Source organism: Chitinophaga sp. (assembly GCF_035564935.1).
GTDB lineage: Bacteria > Bacteroidota > Bacteroidia > Chitinophagales > Chitinophagaceae > Chitinophaga.
The window spans coordinates 1-7,443 of the sequence record NZ_DATMTE010000077.1; the positions used below are offsets into that span (position 1 = coordinate 1).

Sequence of the window (7,443 nt, forward strand, 5' to 3'; positions counted from 1 at the left end):
CCGGCGGCTTTAAATGTTTTTTTTACGGTTTTAATTGTAAATGTGACAATTATTTTGTTCTTTTGAATTGCCGCAGCAAAACAGTGCTGTGATACTTGATTTTTAAAACCTCGTTATGAAGAAAAAATATCGTTATATCCGTACGGGTATCCTGGGCATGTTGCTTTCCACGCAAGCCTTACAGGCGCAGAATACAGTGACCTTTCGTACAGATGCGCCCACTCAGACCATCAACCGTAACATTTATGGCCATTTCGCAGAGCACCTGGGAAACTGTATCTATGGCGGATTTTATGTGGGAGACACTTCACATATCCCTAATACCGCCGGCGTGCGTAAAGATGTGATTGCCGCATTGCGTAAAATGAAGATCCCTAATCTCCGCTGGCCGGGTGGCTGTTTCGCAGATACCTACCATTGGAAAGACGGGATCGGACCAAAGGATAAAAGACCCACCATTGTGAATAGCTGGTGGGGTAATGTAACCGAAGATAACAGCTTTGGTACACACGACTTCCTCAACATGTGCGAGGAACTGGGCGCAGAGCCTTACCTGTCCGGCAACGTGGGCAGCGGCACTGCGCAGGAGCTGGCCGACTGGGTACAGTACACCAACTTTTCCGGTAAAAGCCCTATGTCCGACCTGCGCCGGCAGAACGGCCGCAAGGAGCCATGGAAGGTACATTTTTGGGGTGTGGGTAATGAAGCCTGGGGCTGCGGTGGTAACATGCGCCCTGAATACTATGCCGATCTTTACCGCAAGTTTGCCACTTTTATGCAAGGCAACCTGTTTCGTATTGCTTCCGGTGCCAGTGATGGCGATTATAAATGGACAGAAGTGCTCATGAAAAACATTCCCGCCAACCTGCTCGATGGTGTGGCCCTGCACCACTATTCAACAGTTGAATGGAGCCATAAAGGCGATGCCGTTGACTTCAACGAGAAACAATACTTCGCTACCATGAAATCGGCCCTGCTGATGGATACGCTGATCCGCAAGCATACCGCCATCATGGATAAATATGATCCGAAGAAGAAAATAGCGCTCCTGGTAGACGAATGGGGCGGATGGTATAACGTAGAGAAAGGAACCAATCCCGGTTTCCTCTTTCAGCAGAACACCATGCGCGATGCCATGATTGCCGGCGCTACACTGAATATCTTTAACAATCACTCCGACCGGGTACGCATGGCCAACCTCGCGCAGGCTATTAACGTACTGCAATCCGTTATCCTTACCAAAGGCGACGTGATGGTGCTCACACCAACCTATCATGTAATGGAAATGTATAACGTTCACCAGGATGCTACACTGATCCCGGTAGACATTCACTCCAACGACTATACGTTCGAAAACCAGCAGCTGCCTGCAGTTTCCGCCTCCGCTTCCAAAGATAAGAACGGCGTTACACATATTTCCCTCGTAAATATCGACGCCCACAAAACACAGGAAGTAACGCTGGATACCCGCAGTGAAGCCTATAAATCTATCAGCGGTAAATTGCTGGCCTCCGCAAAACTGCAGGACTATAACAGCTTTACAAAGCCGGATCTTATTAAACCGGTGGATTTTAAAGGCGCATCGCTTAAGAAGAATACGATCAGTGTAAAGCTGCCGCCATTTTCCGTAGTAGTGCTGGAATTAAAATAACGAATAGCGGCAGGGTGGTGTTGGCCGAACTGGAATCCGGTCTGTATACCACCCGCCGTCGTTCGTATTTTTTTTACCTTATTCAATAAGTGTCAATACAACATTAATATGACTTCATCCTGGGTAATAGGGGTAGACTATGGTACTGATTCGGTACGTTCTATCATTGTAGATGTACATAACGGGAATGAAATTGCCTCGGCTGTTTTTTATTACCCGCGCTGGAAAGACGGCCTGTACTGCAATGCAGCCCAGAGCCGCTTCCGCCAGCACCCGCTGGATTATGTAGAAGGACTGGAAACCACTATCCGTCAATGTCTCCAACAGGCGGGGCCCGGCGCTGCCGCCAATATTAAAGCCATTTCAGTAGATACTACCGGTTCCACCCCGGTAGCTGTAGACGAAACAGGTACGCCGCTGGCGCTCACCCCGGCCTTCCGCGAAAACCCGAACGCTATGTTCGTGTTATGGAAAGACCATACCGCGCTGAAAGAAGCCGCTGCTATCAACGCTACGGCCGCCACTTTCGGGGAAAATTACCTCCGCTTTGTAGGAGGCATCTATTCCTCTGAATGGTTCTGGGCAAAACTGCTGCATATTCTTCGTACAGACGAAGCCGTTAGGAACGCCACTTACTCATGGGTAGAGCATTGCGACTGGATACCGTTCCTGCTTTCAGGAGGCAAACATATCAGCCAGCTGAAACGGGGCGTTTGCAGCGCCGGGCATAAAGCGCTGTTTGCAGAAGAATTTGGCGGCCTGCCCCCGGATGCTTTCTTCACCGCCATAGATCCTTTGCTGCAGGGATTCACCCAACGGCTGTTTACAAAAACATATACCTCCGGCGAAGCCGCCGGTCACCTTTGCCCCGAATGGGCGGAACGATTAGGCCTCCCCACGAACGTGGTGATAGGCATTGGCGCCTTTGATGCCCATATGGGCGCCGTAGGCGGACAAATAGAACCTTATCACCTCAGCAAGGTAATGGGTACCTCTACCTGCGATATGCTGGTAGCGCCTATGGATGAAATGAAACATAAACTGGTGAAAGGTATCTGCGGACAGGTACCCGGTTCCGTGATCCCCGGCATGATGGGCATGGAAGCCGGGCAGTCGGCCTTCGGCGACGCCTACGCCTGGTTCAGCAACGTACTGGCGTGGCCGTTACATCAGCTTCTGCCGTCGTCTTCTCTCATTGATGCGGAAACCGCCGCCAAACTGGCGCAGGAAACTTCCGGCAGGCTCATTGCAGAACTGTCCAAACAGGCGGCGCAGATCCCGCCGGAAGAACACAGCGAGCTGGGGATCGACTGGCTCAACGGCCGCCGTACACCGGATGCGGACCAATCGCTGAAAGGCGCCCTCACCGGCCTGAACCTGGCTACCGACGCTCCCCGTATTTTCCGCACCGTGGCGGAATCTACCTGCTTTGGCGCCAAAGCCATCGTGGAAAGGTTTGAAAGGGAAGGAGTACCGGTAAAAGGATTGATAGGCATCGGCGGCGTAGCCAAAAAATCTGCCTTCATCATGCAAATGATGGCCGATGTAATGAATATGCCTATCCGTATTCACCGCTCCGAACAAACCTGCGCACTGGGCGCTGCCATGTTTGCCGCTACCGCAGCCGGGTTGTTCAACAGGGTGGAAGACGCCATGGAAGCAATGGGACAGGGATTTGAAGTGACCTATCATCCGGATACCCAACGGGCTGGCATATACGAAAACAGGTACCAGAAGTATAAAGCATTAGGCGCATTTACCTCCGCCATCACTATTGACTAATTCAGTATGCAACAGTATCAACATATCCGGCAGGCGGCATATGAAGCCAATATGCAGCTGCCCGCGCTGGGACTGGTGATCTTCACCTTCGGGAACGTAAGCGCAGCCGACCGGCAGCTGGGCGTGTTTGCCATCAAACCAAGCGGTGTTCCCTATGCGGAACTATCTCCGGAAAAAATGGTGATCGTGGATTTTGACGGTAAAACGGTTGACGGGCAGTTACGCCCCTCCTCCGATACCCTCACCCACGCCGTATTGTATAAACACTGGGAACATATAGGGGGCATTGTACATACCCATTCCACCTACGCTACCGCATGGGCCCAAAGCCAGCGGGATATCCCCATTTACGGCACTACACATGCCGATCATAACACCGTGGATATTCCCTGCGCCCCGCCCATGTCCGACGAGATGATTGCCGGCGATTACGAATACCAGACCGGCTTCCAGATCATGAACACACTGGCGGAAAGAGGACTCTCCTACGAAGAAATTGAAATGATCCTGGTAGGAAACCATGCACCCTTCACCTGGGCGAAAACTCCTGCCAAAGCAGTATACAATAGCGCCGTACTGGAATCGGTGGCTCAAATGGCGTATCTCACGGAGTCGATCAACGGCAATGCACCGCGACTGAAAGATGCGCTGATCCGGAAACATTTTGAACGTAAACATGGCCCCAATTCCTATTACGGGCAATAAACCAAGCAACATGATTAATCTGAAAAATTTCGAGATCTGGTTTGTAACCGGCAGTCAACACCTGTACGGAGAAGAAACATTGAAACAGGTAGCCGCACACAGCCAGGAAATTGCCGCTTCACTGAACGGCGATGCACGTATACCCGTTACCGTTGTATACAAACCCACTGTAAAAACACCGGATGAGATCTATGCCGTGTGCATGGAAGCGAATGCTGCTCCCAACTGTATCGGCGTAGTTACCTGGATGCATACTTTCTCCCCCGCCAAAATGTGGATCCGCGGCCTGAAAGCATTGTCCAAACCTATTTGCCACCTGCATACACAATTCAACCGCGATATCCCCTGGAGTGAAATAGATATGGACTTTATGAACCTGAACCAGAGCGCACACGGCGACCGGGAGTTCGGATTCATGATGAGCCGCATGCGTATGAACCGCAAAGTGATAACCGGTCACTGGCAGGACCCGGAAGTACTGAACGAACTGGGCGCATGGGCCAGGGTAGCCGCCGGCTGGCACGACTGGCAGGGTGCGCGCTTTGTACGCTTCGGCGATAACATGCGCTTCGTAGCCGTTACCGATGGAGATAAGGTGGAAGCAGAGTCTGTATTCGGTTTTTCCTGCAACACCCACGGTATAGGCGATCTCGTTAGTGTGATCAACGGCATCTCCGACGCGGCAGTGGCCTCGCTTGTAAAGGAATACGGTGACGCCTATACGGTATCTTCCGCACTCCTGCAAGATCCCGCTCTGAAAGATGCAGCACGCATTGAGCTGGGCCTGAAAGCCTTCCTGGAAGCCGGGAACTTCAAAGGCTTCTCCGATACCTTTGAAGATCTTCATGGTATGATACAGTTGCCAGGCATTGCGGTACAACGCCTCATGAAAGCGGGTTACGGCTTTGCCGGGGAAGGCGACTGGAAAACAGCCGCACTGGTACGGGCCATGAAAGTAATGGGCAGCGGCTTACCTGGCGGCAACTCCTTCATGGAGGATTATACCTATCACTTTGATCCGTCAAATCCAATGGTGCTGGGCTCCCATATGCTGGAGATCTGCGAATCCATTGCCAGCGGTAAGCCATCGTGTGAAAAACATCCGCTGGGCATAGGCGGAAAAGCCGACCCGGTACGATTGGTATTCAACGCTGCTGGTGGACCAGCCATCAACGCGTCTATTGTAGATATGGGCAACCGTTTCCGCCTGCTGGTAAATGAAGTGGAGGCCGTGGAACCGCCACAGGACCTGCCTAAACTGCCGGTGGCTCGTGTGCTCTGGAAACCATACCCCGATATGAAAAAAGGCTGCACCGCCTGGATCCTTGCAGGAGGCGCACACCATACCTGCTACAGCCAGAACCTTACCTCCGCACATATGCAGGACTTTGCAGAAATGGCAGGTATTGAACTGGCACTGATAGGAAAGCATACCGACCTGCGCGAATTTAAAAATGAGCTGCGCTGGAACGATGTTGCTTTTAAATAATTCCATCCGCCGGCGGGCAATTCAATCATAGGTTGAACGCCCGCCGGTTGCTTTATCATCAGCCAACTTCCTAAAGCAAAAGATAATAAACTGCCCGTTATGCAAAACATCCTTTCCACCGGCGATATACTCGTCTTCATTACTTATTTCATTGTGGTTGCTGTATATGGTTACTGGATATACAGGAAGAAAAAGAAGAAGGAAACAGATACCAAAGACTTCTTTCTGGCAGAAGGTTCCCTTACCTGGTGGGCGATCGGCGCTTCGCTGATTGCATCAAATATTTCTGCGGAGCAGTTTATCGGCATGAGCGGCGATGGCTTCTTCGTGGGTATTGCTGTTGCCGCCTATGAATGGATTGCCGCCATCGCTCTTATCATCATTGCAGTATGGTTTATTCCCATCTACCTGAAGAATAAGATCTATACCATGCCGCAGTTCCTGAAAACACGTTACAATGAAACGGTGGCGCTGATCATGGCTGTTTTCTGGTTATTTCTCTACGTGTTTGTTAATCTCACCTCTATCCTTTACCTCGGCGCATTGGCCATCAACGGCTTGCTGGGAGGAGAATACCTGCATGTGGTAATGATCGCGCTTTCTGTATTTGCTATTATTATTACGCTTGGCGGTATGAAAGTGATCGGTTATACAGATGTGATCCAGGTAGGCGTATTGATCATCGGCGGACTGGCCACCACTTATATGGCTTTAACGCTGGTAAGTGAGAAGTTTGGCCTGGGGCACAATGCACTGGCGGGTTTCAATGCCCTCATGAAAGATGCACCGGATCATTTCCACATGATCCTCGCAAAGCCGGATGCTACTTCTTCACAGGAATATATCAATAAATACCTGGTGCTTCCCGGCATCCTGATGTATGCGGCCGGCCAGTGGATCGTGAATCTTAACTATTGGGGTTGCAACCAGTACATTACGCAACGCGCACTGGGCGCGGATCTGCAAACGGCCCGCAATGGTATCCTCTTTGCCGGCTTACTGAAGATCATGATGCCTATCATTGTAATGCTGCCGGGTATTGCCGCCTATGTATTACAAAAAAACGGGCATCTGCCCAACCTGGCCAGCAAAGACGGCGCTTACACTGCTATCCTCGGCTTCCTGCCATCAGGATTGAAAGGCTTGTCCATCGCCGCTTTAACAGCGGCTATCGTTGCCTCTCTTGCGGGCAAGGCCAATAGTATCTCCACTATCTTTACACTGGACGTATACCGCAAATATATTAAGAAGGATGCCTCTGAAGCAAAGCTGGTATGGACCGGTCGCATCACCGTTGTTGCCGCCATGTTACTGGGCATCCTCTTCACCTGGAACGACCTCCTGGGCATTGGTGGTGAAGGCGGATTTACGTTCATCCAGAAATATACCGGCTTTATCAGCCCGGGCGTATTCGCCATGTTCCTGCTGGGAATGTTCTGGAAACGCACTACCGGCGCTGCTGCGATAGCCGGTATCATCACCGGTTTCACGCTCTGTGTGTTCTTTAACCAGTTTGCACCTGCTGTACTGGGCCATGAAACAATTTTCTATACCGCTTACCCTAATGGCAAAGGCGGTTACGAAATTCCTTTCCTCATCTGTATGGGACTGGCCTTTATGTTCACCATGATTGTGATGATAGCTATCAGCTTTGCAGGACCGAAAGTAAACCCGAAAGCCTTTGTACTGGATAAATCCATGTTTAAGATCAGCCCAACCACTATCGTGATGATAGTAATAACGCTGCTGCTCTTATCCGCGTTATACATCCGCTTCTGGTAACGCGGAGTTTGTCTGACTCAGGATTAAACTGATT

The 7,443-nt window shown here is 50.9% G+C and carries 5 protein-coding genes; all 5 read left to right on the forward strand.

The genetic code is table 11. From position 1 onward, the window contains the following. Positions 1 to 115: 115 nt before the first annotated feature. Positions 116 to 1,651 (forward strand): alpha-N-arabinofuranosidase, encoded by a 1,536-nt coding sequence (locus tag VN105_RS02095; protein ID WP_325637444.1) that lies wholly within the window; start codon positions 116 to 118, stop codon positions 1,649 to 1,651. A gap of 108 nt (positions 1,652 to 1,759) precedes the next feature. Then, on the forward strand, positions 1,760 to 3,433 hold the full coding sequence (locus tag VN105_RS02100) for a ribulokinase (protein WP_325637446.1): 1,674 nt from the start codon (positions 1,760 to 1,762) through the stop codon (positions 3,431 to 3,433). Positions 3,434 to 3,439: 6 nt separating this feature from the next. Further along, positions 3,440 to 4,138 (forward strand): L-ribulose-5-phosphate 4-epimerase, encoded by a 699-nt coding sequence (locus tag VN105_RS02105; RefSeq protein WP_325637448.1) that lies wholly within the window; start codon positions 3,440 to 3,442, stop codon positions 4,136 to 4,138. Positions 4,139 to 4,148: 10 nt separating this feature from the next. Next, positions 4,149 to 5,627 (forward strand): L-arabinose isomerase, encoded by a 1,479-nt coding sequence (gene araA, locus VN105_RS02110; RefSeq protein ID WP_325637450.1) that lies wholly within the window; start codon positions 4,149 to 4,151, stop codon positions 5,625 to 5,627. Positions 5,628 to 5,726: 99 nt separating this feature from the next. Then, positions 5,727 to 7,409 carry a sodium:solute symporter family transporter gene (locus VN105_RS02115; protein ID WP_325637452.1) on the forward strand — a complete coding sequence of 561 codons (1,683 nt, stop codon included), beginning with the start codon at positions 5,727 to 5,729 and terminating at the stop codon, positions 7,407 to 7,409. Positions 7,410 to 7,443 lie beyond the last annotated feature (34 nt).